15 protein-coding genes are annotated in these 15,078 nt (G+C 52.1%); 2 read left to right on the forward strand and 13 right to left on the reverse strand.

The features are described 5' to 3' along the window. Window positions 1-82: 82 nt before the first annotated feature. The 8 genes from BQ5383_RS02285 to BQ5383_RS20980 all read right to left on the reverse strand — a co-directional run bounded on the left by BQ5383_RS02285 (window position 83) and on the right by BQ5383_RS20980 (window position 9,119). A complete protein-coding gene (locus BQ5383_RS02285; protein WP_338061398.1) occupies window positions 83-838 on the reverse strand; it encodes an ABC transporter ATP-binding protein in 756 nt (251 codons plus the stop codon). A 16-nt stretch (window positions 839-854) separates the two neighbouring features. Further along, window positions 855-1,466, reverse strand: a complete 612-nt coding sequence (locus BQ5383_RS02290) for a hypothetical protein (RefSeq protein WP_071429156.1) — start codon at window positions 1,464-1,466, stop codon at window positions 855-857. A gap of 12 nt (window positions 1,467-1,478) precedes the next feature. Next, window positions 1,479-2,774, reverse strand: a complete 1,296-nt coding sequence (locus tag BQ5383_RS02295; RefSeq protein ID WP_071429157.1) for an ABC transporter permease — start codon at window positions 2,772-2,774, stop codon at window positions 1,479-1,481. Next, entirely contained in the window at window positions 2,774-4,399 is a 1,626-nt protein-coding gene (locus BQ5383_RS02300; RefSeq protein WP_071429158.1) for an efflux RND transporter periplasmic adaptor subunit, read from the reverse strand. Before BQ5383_RS02300 ends, BQ5383_RS02295 begins: the two co-directional genes overlap by 1 nt. A 545-nt stretch (window positions 4,400-4,944) precedes the next feature. Continuing rightward, window positions 4,945-6,600, reverse strand: a complete 1,656-nt coding sequence (locus tag BQ5383_RS02310) for a sensor histidine kinase (protein ID WP_071429160.1) — start codon at window positions 6,598-6,600, stop codon at window positions 4,945-4,947. After that, window positions 6,584-7,258 carry a response regulator transcription factor gene (locus BQ5383_RS02315; protein ID WP_071429161.1) on the reverse strand — a complete coding sequence of 225 codons (675 nt, stop codon included), beginning with the start codon at window positions 7,256-7,258 and terminating at the stop codon, window positions 6,584-6,586. The genes BQ5383_RS02310 and BQ5383_RS02315 overlap by 17 nt, the downstream gene beginning before the upstream one ends. Before the next feature lie 139 nt (window positions 7,259-7,397). Then, window positions 7,398-8,816, reverse strand: a complete 1,419-nt coding sequence (locus BQ5383_RS02320; protein ID WP_235821920.1) for a sugar transferase — start codon at window positions 8,814-8,816, stop codon at window positions 7,398-7,400. Between the two features lie 162 nt (window positions 8,817-8,978). After that, window positions 8,979-9,119: a hypothetical protein gene (locus tag BQ5383_RS20980; RefSeq protein ID WP_172724575.1), complete on the reverse strand. Its 141-nt coding sequence runs from the start codon at window positions 9,117-9,119 to the stop codon at window positions 8,979-8,981. Window positions 9,120-9,354: 235 nt separating this feature from the next. On the opposite strand from BQ5383_RS20980, the gene BQ5383_RS02325 reads away from it, so the two are divergent. Then, window positions 9,355-10,629, forward strand: coding sequence for a glycosyltransferase family 2 protein (locus BQ5383_RS02325; RefSeq protein ID WP_071429162.1), 1,275 nt, complete (start codon window positions 9,355-9,357; stop codon window positions 10,627-10,629). 436 nt (window positions 10,630-11,065) lie between these two features. Here the strand turns inward: BQ5383_RS02325 and BQ5383_RS02330 are convergent, their stop codons facing one another. The 5 genes from BQ5383_RS02330 to BQ5383_RS02350 all read right to left on the reverse strand — a co-directional run bounded on the left by BQ5383_RS02330 (window position 11,066) and on the right by BQ5383_RS02350 (window position 13,976). Then, window positions 11,066-11,428, reverse strand: coding sequence for a NifB/NifX family molybdenum-iron cluster-binding protein (locus BQ5383_RS02330; RefSeq protein WP_071429163.1), 363 nt, complete (start codon window positions 11,426-11,428; stop codon window positions 11,066-11,068). A gap of 109 nt (window positions 11,429-11,537) precedes the next feature. Continuing rightward, complete coding sequence (locus BQ5383_RS02335; RefSeq protein ID WP_071429164.1) at window positions 11,538-12,410, reverse strand: nucleotide-binding protein; 873 nt, start codon at window positions 12,408-12,410, stop codon at window positions 11,538-11,540. Further along, window positions 12,407-13,237 (reverse strand): nucleotide-binding protein, encoded by an 831-nt coding sequence (locus BQ5383_RS02340; RefSeq protein ID WP_172724576.1) that lies wholly within the window; start codon window positions 13,235-13,237, stop codon window positions 12,407-12,409. Before BQ5383_RS02340 ends, BQ5383_RS02335 begins: the two co-directional genes overlap by 4 nt. A 2-nt stretch (window positions 13,238-13,239) precedes the next feature. Then, window positions 13,240-13,596 (reverse strand): NifB/NifX family molybdenum-iron cluster-binding protein, encoded by a 357-nt coding sequence (locus BQ5383_RS02345; RefSeq protein ID WP_071429166.1) that lies wholly within the window; start codon window positions 13,594-13,596, stop codon window positions 13,240-13,242. Next, on the reverse strand, window positions 13,593-13,976 hold the full coding sequence (locus BQ5383_RS02350) for a DUF134 domain-containing protein (protein ID WP_071429167.1): 384 nt from the start codon (window positions 13,974-13,976) through the stop codon (window positions 13,593-13,595). The genes BQ5383_RS02345 and BQ5383_RS02350 overlap by 4 nt, the downstream gene beginning before the upstream one ends. Before the next feature lie 244 nt (window positions 13,977-14,220). On the opposite strand from BQ5383_RS02350, the gene BQ5383_RS02355 reads away from it, so the two are divergent. Continuing rightward, window positions 14,221-14,919 (forward strand): aspartate/glutamate racemase family protein, encoded by a 699-nt coding sequence (locus tag BQ5383_RS02355; protein ID WP_071429168.1) that lies wholly within the window; start codon window positions 14,221-14,223, stop codon window positions 14,917-14,919. Window positions 14,920-15,078: the final 159 nt, after the last annotated feature.

The following is a 15,078-nucleotide window of genomic DNA, read 5'->3' on the forward strand; positions in this document are numbered from 1 at the left end:
ATTTATTTCCTGTTTTTCTTTTCACGCAAAAAGATCCCGGCTTCTTCTCAAAGTCTCGGGATCTTTTTTATTTTTCTGGCGATTATGCAGGAAGCTGTTTGGATTCTTCTTCTCCCAAAAACAGCTCTCCATCAATTATTCTCACCACGCGGCGGGCGTGAGTAGCCACCGACAGATCGTGGGTAATCATGATAATGGTATTGCCCATTTCGTTCAGCTGCCGGAACAGCTCCAGCACCTCCAAACCGGTATTGCGGTCCAAAGCGCCGGTGGGCTCGTCGGCCAGAAGGATGGCGGGCTTCCCCACCAGGGCCCGGGCAATGGCTACACGCTGCTGCTGTCCGCCGGACAGCTCCGACGGCTTGTGGCTCATACGTTCTCCCAAACCCAGCATCCGGATGGTCTCCAGACAAGCCTGTTCCGCCTGATGATGCTCCATTCCCCGCACCAGCAGAGGCATCGCAATGTTCTGCAGAACAGTGTACTTAGGGATAAGCTGATATTTCTGAAAAATAAAGCCGATCTCACGGTTGCGGATATCTGTAAGCTCTTTATCCCCGCACAGATGAACGGGATGACCATGAAGGTAATATTCTCCGCTTTCACAGGTATCCATACAGCCCAGAATGTTCATCAGCGTAGATTTACCGGAACCGGACGGACCCAGAATGGCTACAAAATCCCCCTGATCCACCGTCAGGTCAATATGCTTGAGGACCTGGAGCCGCTCTGTACCCATGGGATAAGATTTACACAGATCCCGCACCTGTATCATATGGTCTGTAGGAACGGTGAGGGGAACCTTTCCCCCGTTTGTTTTTTGTTTGAGCATCTTCATTGCTGTTCCTCCTTACTCAAGACAAAACCTGGAGCCAGGCGATATACTGGCCTTCTTCATTGGTATCCCAAACCACCTGAACGATATTATCCACGGAAATCTGAGTAAAATCGGTGGAGATGTTTCTGGTACCCATAGCGGCATATACCGCTACACCCACAGGGACCCGGATGGTCTCCTCTTCACCGGTCAGTTCCAGGCTGACCGACGGCTGGGGGGCTGCCATGGCGCTGTCCTCCCCGCTTCCGGGCATCATCATGGCTTCTCCGGCAAAGTCACCGGCAGCTCCTCCTTCCATGGGGGCGGATGGCATACCTTCGGCCATCGCAGCTCTGCCGGGTCCTTCCATCGCTTCCTGCCCTGAAGGCGCTGACATATTTTCCTGTCCACTGGTCTCTTGTTCCGAAAGGCCACTGGCGCCGGGGGCCATACCGCCCCTTTGTCCCTCCTGCAATGTGCCTACAGCCAATGTCAGGTCGTTGCCTGCTATATTAGTCACTTTACCATAGGTGACGGTCTGTCCCTCCGTTACTTCAGGAATCACTACACCGGAGGAGGATGCTTCCTCGCCGCAGCCGGACAGCAGCATCAGTGCTGCCGTCAGCAGGGCCAGCGTTTTGTTTTTCACACCGTTTCCTCCTTACTCCATGTTGAGCGCCTCGATGGGCACCAGCGCCGCAGCCTTCCGGGCGGGATAGAAGCCGAATACCGTTCCGGTGACCACTGCAAACAGCAGTGCCAGCACATAACCGGTAAGGCTGGGCTCCACACGCATACCGGTGTAGGACATCAGAGGCATCAGAGCCATGCTCAGTCCAATTCCCACCACGCCGCCAAAGGCGCTGATGAGGAAGGCTTCCGCCAGGAATTCCAGCAGAATATCCCGTTTGGAAGCTCCCAGAGCCTTGAGGATACCAATCTCCCGGGTACGCTCCTGAACCGATACAAACAGCACGTTCATAATACCAATACCGCCGACGATAAAGACGATACTGGCCACTGCCACCAGCAGCATTGCCAGGGTGTCGGCGGAGGAGGTGGCCGCCTCCATTTTGCTTCCCGCATCAGTGATGGTGAAGTTGGCGTTGGTGTAGTTCTGATCCAGAACGATCTTGATGTTCTCAATGACCTCAGGGACCTCGTTGACATCTTCTGCCACTACAGTGATCTGAGGAGAAATATCCCGGCCCATGATGTACTTTTCAGCCGTATCATAGGGCACAAAAATGGCCTCATCAGGGCTGATACCAGAGGAAACGGTACCCATCCGCTCCAAAACGCCATAAACAGTGTAGGAACGTCCGTCAATATAAATGATGCTGTCAAAGGCCTCCATTGCGCTGCCGAAAATCTCCTCAGCGATAGAGCTGCCCAAAACGCACACCTTATCCTGGTTGGTATCATTTTCTTCGGTAATAAATTCTCCAATGGCCATGGTAAGGTTGCTTACTTCCTGATAAGATTCTGTTACACCGGCAATGGTATACTGGGTCTCTTCCTCCAGGTCGCCGCCGGTAACTCCCTTCTTGGCGGTAGCGGAAATGGAGACGGCGGTAATATCAGGGACAAACAGCTCCAATTCTTCCACATCATCTTTGGAGAGGGTAATATTTCGGTTGACACCAAAGCTGGGCATCATGCCTCCTCTGGCTGCACCGCCCCCTCTGGCGACTCCTCTGGCTCCGCCGCCGGGCATCATCGGCATCATGCCTCCTCCGCTGCTGCCACTGCTGCTGTTGTTATAACTGATATCAATGGCGCCCGCGGAAAGGTTCTTGAACTGATCTTCCACATCCATCTGACCGCCCCGGCCGATGGCAATGACCATCACGATGGTAGCCGCACCCACAATGATTCCCAGAGAGGTGAGCATCATTTTGAACTTGTTGCCCAGAATGTTGATCCAGACCAGGCGAAAAATTTCCCCTAATCTCATCAGCTGTTCACCTTGCTCTCAATCAGGGCTGTCTGACCCTCCTCCAGGCCGCTGATGATCTCCACCATGTTGCCGTTGGAGAAGCCTGTTTCCACTTCCACTGTGGAAATGCTGCCGTCGTCGTTTTTGATTTTTACATAGGATTTTCCGTTTTCAGTAAATACCGCCCGGTTGGAAACCATAATGACGTCCTGAACTTCCTTGGTAATAAAGGTAACGGTTCCGGTCATGCCCTGATACAGCTTGTTGGTATCTCCGGACAGCTTTACCTGAATATTGTAACTGATAGTGGAAGAGGCGCTCATGGCGGGGGTAACGGACATACTGTCCACCACGCCTGTAAATTTTTCATCGGGATAAGCATCGAAGTAAACATTTGCTTCCTTGCCCAGGGTGATATCTCCGATGTCCTCCTGATCAATCGCCAGTCCTATGTAGACATTCTCCTCATTGGCGATGGTTGCCAGTGTATCGTTGGCGGAAACCTTATCTCCAGCCACCACATTGACGTTCATCACCAAACCGGCATAAGTCGCCTTCACCTGACCGTCCGTGAGATAGGCCTCCAGGTCCTCGATCTGGTCTGCCAGCTTTTCCAGTGCCAGCTCTTTACTGGCCACCGTATTTGCCAGCCGGGCGATCTCGATTTCGTAAAGGGTCTGGACAGTTTCCTCATACCCCAGTGCTGTCTCCATTTCCACCTGCGCGTTATACTGATCCAGAGACATACCGTTAACGGCAATCTCATATTTCAGCTGAGCACTGTCCCGGGTGCTTTTGGCACTGGCGATCCGTTTTTCCAGATCTCTCTGGTTATCAGACAGGTTATCCTTATAATCCTGATATTCCTCTTCCAGGGCTGCCAGCTCCTCTTCAAGAGCTGTGGTATCCTCTCCCGCGGCCTGGGCGTCGGAAATGGCCTGCTGCAGATTGCTGATGTCTTCCCGGTACTCATCGCCCATATCCTTCAGTTCTTCCAGCTCTGCCTCCAGTTCATCCACCTGATCTTCGGCATCCAGCATGGACTGTTTGAGGTTATAGACGTTGCCATCGCTTTCTTCCAGAGCCAGCTCGTAATTAAGTTCCGCGTTTTCCGCATCGTTGAGGCGTGTTTCCAGTGTGGTCTGGGCCTCGATCTCTCCGGACTGCTGATCCAGCTTGGCCTGCTCCAGCGCCAGTTCCGCTTCCTTGTAGCTTTGCTGCAGATCCTCCAGCTCTTCTTCAATATCCTCGGTGGACAGCTTGGCGATGGGGTCCCCCACCTCCACCCGCTGGCCGGCTTTGACGTAAACCTCTTCCACCAAAGTTTTGACATTGCTTTCGTCGTCGCTGCTGCCGGTGGAATAATCGTCATAAGTAACCTCGATGGCTTCCAGGCTTGCGTTTCCTGTTTCCGAGATACCGGCGGTGATGTCTCCCCGTGTTACCGGAGTTTCCTTATATACCGCCTGAGTCTCCTCCTCCTGGGCGGAGGCTGGATAAAAGTAGGCGACACTGCCCACAACAGCCAGCGCCACAACGCCGGCGGCTATTCTTTTTCTGTTGCGCCGCCAGAAACCGGCGGGAACAGGACGTTCCATCAACGTTTCCTGCTGCTGATTGGTGGACAGGTTATTTTGTTCCATGTCGTTATACCTCGTTTCTTTCCGGCTGTGTTTGAGTTCTGCTATAGAATAAAGCGCCTTTGTGTTCAGAATGTGATTAAAAAGAGGGACTTTATGAACAATTTCCTGAATTCCCTTGCAAAAAATATAAATAGCCTCAAGCCAGAATCAACGAGGATTTTCCGGCTTTAAATAAAGTGCTGCTGCCTTATGGGCTGTAACGGAAGCCTTTTCACAATCTTTTTAAAACAGCTTTGTATCATCTTTTTCCAGCCCCGGCAAACATCGGCTTTGCTCAATGGCAGACTGCTCTTGATCCACCTGTTTTATCAGCCCCGCCGCTTCTCGCTGAAAAGAGAAACGACATAAACTGCACTTTAACCTGAAAGATGGTTCCTTTTCTCCTTTCTGCAGCCATCTTTCTGAGCCACCACAAAGCAGAAAGGCCGTCCAAATCTCTGTTTGGGCGGCCTTTGCGTCTATACTGCAAAAAGCGGGGCAGGACAGTCCCACCGGACCACCTGCCCCGCCTTTTTCCAGGCGGCGTTTTCCAATACGCTTTCTCATCAGTCTTCCAGTTCCACCACTGGCAGGCAAAACCAAAAGCTCACACCGTCTGATATATTTTCCACTCCATACTGTTCTCCATGAAGCTCCATAATGGTTTTCACAATGGCCAGGCCCAAACCATAGCTCTGGCTGCTGCGGTCCCGTGCCTTGTCCCCCCGATAAAAGCTGTCAAATATCCGCGGCAGTGCTTCCTGTGAAATATGAGAACCATTGTTCCATACCTCCACCCGGCAGCGGTCCCCCATAGGATGGACGGAAATGCGCACCTCGCCTCCTTCCGCACCATATTTGATGGCGTTTTCCACCAAATTGGACACCACTTGACGAATCTTCTGATAATCCGCCTGCACCACGCTTTCTCCGCCATAGTCGCGGGTGACGGTCATATTTTTTTGTTCCAGCGGCAGCCGATAGGTTTTTACAGCATCATCAAGCACATCATTGAGGCAGAAAACCGAAGGCTCCAGCTTATCCATTCCGCTTTCCAAACGGGACAAGCGAAGCAGCCGTCCCACCATCTGAGACAGGCGGTTGCCCTCATCCTGAATGATCCTGCAATATTCTTCCAGCTGCTCCCGATCCTGACAGCCGCGGATGGCCTCTGCGTAACTGACGATCAGGGTCAGGGGGGTTTTAAAATCATGGGAAACATCGGACATGAATTGCCGGCGCATCCGATCTGTTTCCTGCTGCCGTTCCAGGTCCTGCTGAAGCACCCGATTGGCTTCCATCATCCGCCCAATGTTTTCCTGAAGCTGCCGGGACATATTATTGATGCTCACCGACAGCGCGGTCAGCTCATCTCCTCCTGTTTCAGGACAGGTTCTGGAAAAATCCATATTGGATATTTGATTGGCCACTGTTTCGATCTCACGGATGGGGCGTGTAAACCGTCCCGCCACATAATAGATCCCCACCGCGCCCAACAGCAGGATACCTATGGACAGCGCGGCGGAATATTGCACCGCCATATCCGCCACAGATTGAATATACTCGGTAGGCGTTTCTATGAAAAGATATAAATTCTCATCCAAACCGCTGACCAATACGATCCTTCCACCCCGGTCCTGATCTTTCCACTGTATGGTATTGATCAGGCGCTCACCCGACTGAGGAAGATTATCCAGGATATCCCGGCCAATATAGCTTCGGAAGGACAGCTCGGGAGGTGGAAAAAACTGATTGTTTCCCTTGTTCTGTCCCCCATCCTGGTCGTCCTTGCCTGCAGGATTCTCTTCTTTTGGGGGAGGCTCCTGCTGTTGGTCCGACTGATCTTCCCCATTATCCTGGGGAGGGACAAAATCATCCCCCTTGTCAAGCATGGCGATATTCCTCATTTTGGAGTGATACAGAACAGATGGTTCTCCATCCTCACCCACGGAAAAAATAGAAACTACCACATTTCGGTTTTCAATGGAGAAGATATCTTCGTACAGTTCCTCCCATGATTGCTGGTCGCCCTGATTATATTTTTCCTGCACGGCGTCGGCGGTCTCGTTGAGTTCCCTGACCTTACTGTTCTCATAAAAACGGCGAAACAGGCCGGAGCCCAATACGACCAGCAGCAGGATATTCAGCAGCAGGATAATAAGAATCACCGCGAACAAACGCCGCCGGATTCCTCCCCAAAACCGCTTAGAGGTACTGTTCAAACTTATAGCCCACCTTTCTGATGGTGACGATATGCTTTCCCTGGGCGCCCAGCTTCGCCCGCAGGCACTTGATGTGGGTGTCCACCGTCCGGTCATCTCCGCTGTAATCCATATCCCAAATGCGGTTGATGATCTGTTCCCGGCTGAGGACAATGTTCTTGTTGCGCATCAGATAACACAGCAGATCGAATTCCTTGGGGGTCATAATGACCCGCTTTCCGTCTGCCAGTACGGTACGTTCCCGGTACAGCACACGGATACCATCCGCTTCCAAATCGCTGTGATCTCCCTGCTGTGTACGCCGCAGCAGGTTTTTCACCCGTGTCACCAAGATAGCGGGGCTGAAGGGCTTGGAGATATATTCGTCCGCTCCGCAGCGAAAACCAGCCACCTCATCGCTCTCAGTGTCCCTGGCGGTGAGAATCAGCACCGGCAGATCAGAATTGGCACGGATTCTGCGGCAAACCTCGTAGCCATCCATCTCCGGCATCATCACATCCAGGATCGCCAGTGCCAGATCATGGGTGTTTTCAAACAGCTCCAGCGCCTGACGGCCATTTGCGGCCTCCACGATCTCAAATCCCTCCTGGAGCAGATAGTGCGCTACCAGGCGGCGGATATTGGCCTCATCCTCTGCAATGAGAATTTTATTATTCATGTCTTTTCCTCCCCGGTTTGATCTGACAGTCCCAGTATAGAAATGTAATGTGAGCATTTTGTGAAAAAAAAGAAATATTTCACTTTTTCCAAAAAGAGCCCCGTCCTTGATCGGACAGGGCCCGTACAGGTCGCCGGAATCATTTCGGCGGGTGCTGCTGAGGATTTTTTTTCTGCATATATTTTGCCTGGGCCGTTGTCTGATCTTTCCCTACACCTTCGGTACTGCTGGGGATCAGCAGCACCTTGATGGTCATGAGAATCAGCTTGATATCCAACAGAATACTGTAATTCTCAATATACATCAAATCCAGCTTCAGCTTATCATAAGGAGTGGTATTGTACTTGCCCATCACCTGAGCATACCCTGTCAGTCCCGCCTTCACCTTCAGCCGGAAGTCAAACTCCGGCATGGTTTCACGATACTCCTGTGCTATTTCGGGGCGTTCCGGCCGGGGGCCCACCACGCTCATATCTCCCCGGAAAATGTTGAACAGCTGGGGCAGCTCATCAAAACGTATTTTCCGGATAATCCGTCCCACCGGGGTAATTCTGGAGTCATGCTCCTGCGCCAGACGGGCGCCTGTTTCTTTCTCCGCGTCCACAACCATACTGCGGAACTTATAGATCTCAAACACTTTGCCATCAAGGGTCAGACGTTTCTGTTTGTAGATCACAGGACCCCCGTCATAGAGCTTGATGGCCAGCGCTGTCAGCGCCATAAAGGGGGACGCGATCAGCAGCGCCGCCGCAGACACAACAATGTCCAGCATACGCTTCGCCAGACGTTGTTCTGCTGTAATGCCCATGTTGCGGCACAGCAGCAAAGGCGTATCAAACAGATGAATACTGTCCGCACCCCGGATGATGGTATCGGAGATCTTGGGGGTCACATAGGTGCGCACTGAATGGAGGAAGCAGAATTTCAGCAGCTTATTGCGGTATTCCGCTTTGACATCACTGATGACCACCGCCTCATAATCCAAAATTCTGGAACAGATCCGCTCCATCCCTTCCTTGATGTCCACGATCTCACAAATCTGATATTTCTCAGACCGGGTGGAAATTTTTTCAATCAGGCTTTGGGAATACTGGCTGCCGGAAATCAGCAGCATCCTGTGGGGGGGATAAATATACTGATAAAATTTGTGGCCCAATACACCCCAAGTGCAAATAAATAAAATGTGGGCTGCCGTCATCCACACCACAGGCATGGGACTCATAAAGCGACGCCCGATGAGGCTGATTTGACAATAGGTAATGACGTTGACAAACAGCGTGGACATCACGGAGGAAAAGATCACATCTCCCCGCTTCAAATATCCGATGCGGTAACCTCCGTACAGTTTGGTAATACAAAAAGACAATGCGCCATATACACCGACGACCATCCAGTTGCCCCTGCGGAAAAAGGGCAGCTGGATCACTCCGCTGTAATATCGGTACCATACCAGAGCAAAGCTGCCGGTCAGCAGACCCCATATTAACAAAGAGAGTAAAAACATCAGTGTACGTTTATGTTGTTCCTTATAGCGAAAGGATGTTTTCTGCGGCTCCACTTTGACACTCCTTATCACACGCCCTGAGTTTACAAAACCTCCGGCATGAAATATTGGGCATACATAATAGTATTATAAGGAATCGAATTCAAAAGGTCAACAAAAAAGCCTGTGATCCTTTCAAATATGGTTTTGCTGCGAAAATGCAGCTTTTTTCGTTTCTCATGCATTTTCATTTTTTATGAGCCTCTCTTTCTTTGCTTTTGCCAGTCTGTATGCTGTCATTTTACCCATATTTTTTTCCATTTTACCACTTTGACCAGTTTTCAATAAATTGAATTGCAGCATCTGTTTTTGGTGCAAATCCAATTAATTCCTGATTTATCCATAAAGATTCCAAAATACTACCCAAAAATTAATGATAAAAAATGTGTTTTTTGTACATCAGCAGGAAAATTTATTTACCTGAGGAAAATTCCAGGAAAAAGTCTTGAAAGCAATCTCAGAAAACATTATTCTATATCTTCGTGTTCTGCATTACGAACCACAAATTCCTGCAAATTTTCACGAATTCAGTAGAAATTAAACGGAGGACATCATGCTGCAATTTGTCAATGATTTCAATCAGGGGATCTTTATCCTGCTGACTGTCATCTATTTGTATCAATTGTACTATCTCTTTGTTTCTCTCACCGCCCGTCGGCGGAAGAACCCTCTTCCTGCCAAAGCCCAGAAAAATCACAAATACGCGGCCATCATTGCCGCACGCAACGAAAGCGCTGTGATCGGTGAGCTGATCCGCAGCCTGCGGGGACAGAACTATCCCCAAGAACTTCTGGACATTTTTGTTATAGCGGACAACTGCACTGATGACACAGCGGCCGTTTCCCGTCAGGCTGGGGCCATCGTCTACGAACGGCAGAACAAATCCCTGGTGGGCAAGGGATATGCGCTGGACGAACTGTTCAGAAAGATCCATGCTTATCATCACGATGCCGGCTACGAGGCTTTCTTTATTTTTGACGCCGACAACCTGGTGGATGAAAACTTCGTCCGGGAAATGAACCGTTTGTATGACTGCGGCTACAAAGCAGCCACCTGCTACCGCAATTCCAAAAACTATGGGGCCAACTGGATTACCGCCGGCTATTCCCTGTGGTTTTTGCGGGAAGCCCGGTTCCTCAACGCTCCCCGGATGCTGCTGGGCAACAGCTGCGCGGTTTCCGGCACAGGCTTCATGGTTGCCGCTTCCCTGTTGAATCAGGGTTGGCAGTGGCATCTGCTCACCGAGGATATCCAGTTCTCAGTGGAATGCGCCCTCAAAGGTGAGACTATTGGCTACTGCGATACCGCCATCATCTACGATGAGCAGCCCACTACCTTCGGTCAATCCTGGCATCAGCGGCTGCGCTGGTCCAAAGGCTTTTATCAGGTGACCCGTCACTATGGCGGCGCGCTGCTGCAAGCAGTGGTTGCAGGGGGCAAAAAAGCTTTTTCCTGCTACGATATGCTGATGACCATCGCTCCCGCTACCCTGGTAACAGTACTTGGCATCCTCATCAATGCCTTCCTTCTGATCTCCGCTCTCATTGAACCCAGCTTCATCACTGCCCGTCTGGTTCGTGCCACTGGCCGCGCCATTGTTTTCGCAGTGGTCAATATCTATCTGGCGCTGATGCTTTTCGGTACTGCCACCCTCATCACCGAATGGAAGAAAATCCGTGCCTCGGCTTTTCGTAAAGTCGTTTTCCTGTTCACTTTTCCCATCTTCATTTTTACCTATATCCCCATCTCTCTGGTGGCCCTGGTGAGAAAGGTTCAGTGGGCTCCCATTCACCATACTGTCCTTAAAAGTCTCAACGAGGTCCGCTGACCTTAAAAGGCAAGTAAATACGGCTGGGTTTTTCCTTGTGGAAAGACCCAGCCGTGAGCGTGTCGAAAAAGTTCGACACGCTTCCAGGGGGTATCCCATACCCCCTGGATACGCCGCCTGGTTCCTGACGAAACCAGCGGCGATACCCCCGGTTTCGCGCCCCAGTGGGCGCGGGTCGGGGTATAAAAATCAGGCGCATGTCCTGATTTTTATGATTTTGAATTTTGTTTACTCTTTCAAACAGGCTTTTTTTACAGTCTGACGGCTGGGTCTTTCCTTGTGGAAAGACCCAGCCGTATCAGTTTTAGCAGGAGTTTTTGGGAAAGGACTGTTTTCATCCAATCCCAGCATCACCGGATCATCTTGCCCGCACATTGGGGCAGACTCCCAAAGAATCAGTCATCATTTCTTTGATGACTTCCCGCTGGATAAAAACTCAGTGATGATGTCCGCACTCATCCGCATGCTGATGCTCATGGCAGATGGAACCGGTGGAATGAAGCTCACCCTTCAGGTAGCTTTCCACAGCCTCCCGTGCGAGACCCTGGGCGCCCACGATCACCTCAACACCCCGCTCATTGAAGATTTCCACAGCGCCGCCGCCCATACCGCCGGCAATGATGACTTCCGCCCCTTGGTCAGCCAGAAAATTGGGGAGAAAACCGGGACGGTGACCGGGATTTGGAAGGGTGGTCTCACCAGTAATGACACCGTTTTCAGTGTCGTAGAGGGTGAAGGTCTCACAATGGCCGAAATGGCCGGATACTTGGGTACCCATGCAGGCTACAGCGATTTTCATGTCAAAACACTCCTTTTAAACTTGGTGGTTTTTATTTTTTGTATGGTTTGAGACGGCCCCAGCGCCGCCAAAAATCACAGAAACAAACTCATTTTCAGAAAAAAGCGCTTCATACCGCTGATATTTCCAGCAGCTCAGCCGTCCGGCGGTAAATCTCCCGCAGAGCCTCACAGGCGGGACCACCCAGATCGGCAACTGTCTTGCCCTGATTGATGGCAGCAGAAACTGTGGGATCATAGGGAATGCAGCCCAGGAAAGGAATCTGCCGGTCACGGCAAAAGTCCTCAATCCGCCGTGTATCGTCCGGGCTCAGGTCGTACTTATTGACACAGACCGCCACCCTGGTACGAAATCCTTCGGTTGTACGAACCAGGCGTTCCAGATCACTGATGCCTGACTGGGAGGGTTCCGCCACAATCAGCACCAGGTCCACCCCGCTGACCGAAGCGATCACCGGACAACCGATGCCGGGGGAGCCATCGATGATGGCAAAGGGAGTCTCCGGCGCTTTGAGGAACAAAGCCTGCTTGACTGAAGAAACCAGTTTGCCGGAATTTCCCCGGCCCATCTTCAGTATCGCGGTGGAAAAGGTCCGCTCTCCCTGGATGAGGGTGAGCCTTCCTGCCACATCGGGGGAAAGGGATATAGCCTTCTGGCCGCAAACCAGGGTGCATACGCCGCATCCTTCACAGGCGTAAGGATCCACTGAAAAGGTCATGCCTGTCCTGCGGACTGCCCCGAACCGGCAGAACTGGGCACACATTCCGCAGCTGATACAGCGTTCCGGGTCAATGGCGGCCTTTTGGGAGCCGATGTAGTCCTGTTCCTCCCGTGTTCCTTCCACCTGCTCCACCAGGTGGAGATTGGGGGCATCCACATCACAGTCGGCAAAAGCAGGCGCGCCTGAAAAACGGATAAAAGCCGAGGCGGTGGTGGTCTTGCCGGTGCCTCCCTTGCCGCTGAGGATCAGCAGTTTTTTCATCTGCCGGCACCTCCCATCTGTTCCAGCAGCCCTTCAAATACCTTCGCCAATCCGGCATCCGTCCTGGAAGCGATGATTCCTTCGGCACAGGCGGCAGCGGTCTGTCTGCTGTAAGGAACAGAGGCCAGGACAGGCAGCCCCGCCTGGGCGCAATATTCTTCCAAAGGAGAATAGGGTCCTTCCGCCTTGTTTATTACCACGCCACAGGGTTTTCCCAACAGGGAAGCCAGCTGATGGACCATTTTGAAGTTATGGAAGGCGAAGGCGGTGGGCTCGGTCACCAAAATACACCGGTCCGCCGCTGAAATGCTTTCCATCACAGAGCAGCTGCTGCCGGGCGGACAATCAATGACGGTAAACTCCTTCCCTGACGCCGCCATCCTGAGGGCGCCACGAATCACCGGCACAGGAGATGCCTCACCGGTATGGAGCACACCGGTAATTACCTGAATATCCCCATGCCGTCCGGTTTCCACCACACCCACTTCCCTGGTGGTTTCACTTACCGCCTTACGGGGACAGACAAAGGCACAGCCTCCGCAGCCGTGGCAAACATCCGGCAGGATCATGGGACGGTTTTTGGCGAAGAACAGAGCATTGAAATGGCAAAAATCCACACACTTGCGGCATCCGTCGCAAAGGCTCTGATCAAAGACCGGCACTGGAACTGTTACCGGGGTGGTCTCAGTCTCCTGCGGCCGCAGGAACAGCCGTCCGTTGGGCTCCTCCACGTCGCAGTCAACGTAGACCGCCTTTCCCGCTGCCGCCGCCAGATTGACCGCCACAAAGGTTTTACCGGCGCCGCCCTTGCCGCTGAGAACCGCCACCCTCACCGGATGCCGTGGAAGCCCGCGTGAAAGCTGGTCATCAGCGAAAGCTTCCCCTCCTGGAATGCGTCTATATTTTCCTGTACTGTGCTTCCCTGGGATTTATAGATGGATACATCTGCGGCTTTAAGCACCTGAGCCGCATTCTCACCGCAGCGGATGGTGATAATCGCCTCCGCTCCACCGTCCAGCATAAATTGGGACGCCTTGACTCCTGCGCCTCCTTCTGCCTGGGCGGCAGGGTTTTCCTTGATCTCACTGGTATGGCTGTCTGTGTTATAGAACAATACAAAGGGCGCTCTGGCAAAGGAAACGCATAACGCTTCCCTGGTCTCGTCCACGGGAATGGCAACGATCATGATTTTTCCTCCTCCTTCATGGAATGGGCGGCGCGGCAGGCTTTTCTGTGTTTGTGGCATCCGCCGCAGCCGCAATGGCTTTCTTCTCCGTCACACAGCTGGTAGTCTCCCCCTTCGATCTTCAGGGGCAGGCCGTCCACCAGCGCAACGCTCAGCTTCTTGCGGGCGCTGTTGTAAATCTGTTGTACCGTTGTGCGGGCTACGTTCATGTAAACGCTGCACTGCTCCTGAGAAAAGCCTTCATGGTCAATCAGACGGATGGTTTCATATTCATCCACCGTCATCACCACCCCAGGCTTTGCCTCCTGACACCCAGCCGGAATAAAAGCATCCGCCTTGGGCAGGCAGCAGACCTTTCTGCATTTTCTTGGTCTGGGCATGGCCTCCCTCCTTTCCAAAGGCTGGTTTTTGACATATGCCGCTTTCAAGGATGATTGTACCGCTGTTTTTGACATATGTCAATATCTTTTCTTTTTTGTTTCCCTCAACTGCTAAAGATTGCCCGCACTTTTTCTTCAGAAGCATATTCCAGAACAAACTACCGCCCAGTGGAAGAGATGATTTTCCCCACTGATTGTTTTGGCGGGTACCCCATGGTATACTGAAAAAAAGGAGGGGTCAACCATGAAGACTATTGGACTCATCGGCGGTATGAGCTGGGAAAGCACCGTCACCTATTACAAGGTCATCAATGAAACCGTCAAAGAGAAGCTGGGAGGCCTTCATTCTGCCAAATGCCTGCTGTACAGTGTGGATTTTGAGGAAATAGAAGCCTGCCAGGCTCAGGGACAATGGGAGGAAAGCGGCATCATCCTCACCCAGGCAGCACAGGCTCTGGAGCGGGCGGGAGCAGATTTTCTCGTCATCTGCACCAACACCATGCATAAGGTCGCCCCACAGATTCAGCGGGACGTTTCCATTCCTCTGCTGCATATCGCCAAAGCCACGGCCCGGCAGCTCCACCGGCAAGGCATCACTCGGGTAGGGCTGCTGGGTACCAGATACACGATGGAGCAGGACTTCTACAAGGAAGTTCTCCGGCAGGAGGGCATCCAGGTGCTGATTCCCGGAGAAAAGGACCGCAATCTGGTCAATGATGTAATTTATCATCAGCTTTGTCTGGGGATCATTTCTCCTCAGTCCAGGAAAGAGTATCTGCGGATCATTGGGGAACTGGCGGAGCAGGGAGCGCAGGGAGTTATTCTGGGCTGCACTGAAATCGGACTGCTGGTGAGCCAGGAAAACACTTCGGTTCCCCTTTTCGACACCACGCTGATTCACGGACGGCAGGCGGCTCTTTTTGCCATGGGAATGGAGGAGTAAGAGAACAGACGCCAAAGGGGCGGCCCTTTTCCATTTGTGTCCATAAAATCTGCAAAATCAAAGCCATCCCTTCAGCCGGTGGTTCAGTCTGTGAAGAAAACCGGGTTCATGCTCGAGGCATGAACCCGGTTTTCTTCAGCGGCGGGCCCTGCATGAATC

The organism is Angelakisella massiliensis, from assembly GCF_900104675.1.
In the GTDB taxonomy this organism is placed as follows: Bacteria; Bacillota; Clostridia; order Oscillospirales; family Ruminococcaceae; genus Angelakisella; species Angelakisella massiliensis.

What these genes read in the sequence shown, in the direction of transcription:
- BQ5383_RS02285 (WP_338061398.1), bottom strand. Translation starts at nt 838, where the DNA reads ATGAAGATGCTCAAACAAAAAACAAACGGGGGAAAGGTTCCCCTCACC.
- BQ5383_RS02295 (WP_071429157.1), bottom strand. Translation starts at nt 2,774, where the DNA reads ATGAGATTAGGGGAAATTTTTCGCCTGGTCTGGATCAACATTCTGGGC.
- BQ5383_RS02300 (WP_071429158.1), bottom strand. Translation starts at nt 4,399, where the DNA reads ATGGAACAAAATAACCTGTCCACCAATCAGCAGCAGGAAACGTTGATG.
- BQ5383_RS02315 (WP_071429161.1), bottom strand. Translation starts at nt 7,258, where the DNA reads ATGAATAATAAAATTCTCATTGCAGAGGATGAGGCCAATATCCGCCGC.
- BQ5383_RS02325 (WP_071429162.1), top strand. Translation starts at nt 9,355, where the DNA reads ATGCTGCAATTTGTCAATGATTTCAATCAGGGGATCTTTATCCTGCTG.
- BQ5383_RS02330 (WP_071429163.1), bottom strand. Translation starts at nt 11,428, where the DNA reads ATGAAAATCGCTGTAGCCTGCATGGGTACCCAAGTATCCGGCCATTTC.
- BQ5383_RS02335 (WP_071429164.1), bottom strand. Translation starts at nt 12,410, where the DNA reads ATGAAAAAACTGCTGATCCTCAGCGGCAAGGGAGGCACCGGCAAGACC.
- BQ5383_RS02345 (WP_071429166.1), bottom strand. Translation starts at nt 13,596, where the DNA reads ATGATCGTTGCCATTCCCGTGGACGAGACCAGGGAAGCGTTATGCGTT.
- BQ5383_RS02350 (WP_071429167.1), bottom strand. Translation starts at nt 13,976, where the DNA reads ATGCCCAGACCAAGAAAATGCAGAAAGGTCTGCTGCCTGCCCAAGGCG.
- BQ5383_RS02355 (WP_071429168.1), top strand. Translation starts at nt 14,221, where the DNA reads ATGAAGACTATTGGACTCATCGGCGGTATGAGCTGGGAAAGCACCGTC.